The 348-nt window shown below is 56.9% G+C and carries 1 protein-coding gene; it reads right to left on the bottom strand.

The genetic code is table 11. From position 1 onward, the window contains the following. Positions 1 to 348 (bottom strand): hypothetical protein (locus AC1RPN_RS08680; RefSeq protein ID WP_481763790.1); only part of this gene is annotated, 348 nt, incomplete at both ends.

The following is a 348-nucleotide window of genomic DNA, read 5'->3' as shown; positions in this document are numbered from 1 at the left end:
AGTGCCCACATCATCGGCGCTGAGCAGCTTAGGCTTCTTGCCCTGAATGCCATCGTAGTACTGCTGAAGAGCCTGCATGATATTCGCGAGTTCGCGCATATCTGAATTGCTGGCCTTCACCACCTGCTTGATGATCGAGCGCTCGTCATCCAGCACGTAGTCCATGCCCTCGCCTTTGGCGATACGCAGGGCCTGTTTGCCGAGTGAGCTGGTGGTGGGCGTTTCCAGCTGGAACTGCGTGCAGCGCTTCAGGATCGCGCGGCCGACAGTAGAGGACTGGAATTTTTCCGGCTCCATCGAACAGATGATCACGTCGTATCCTTGGATGGTTCCTCCAGAGGCTTGAGC

The sequence above is a fragment of the Dellaglioa sp. CoH-57-MRSF-20 genome, assembly GCF_056781955.1.
This window is presented reverse-complemented; position numbering and strand designations above follow the sequence as displayed.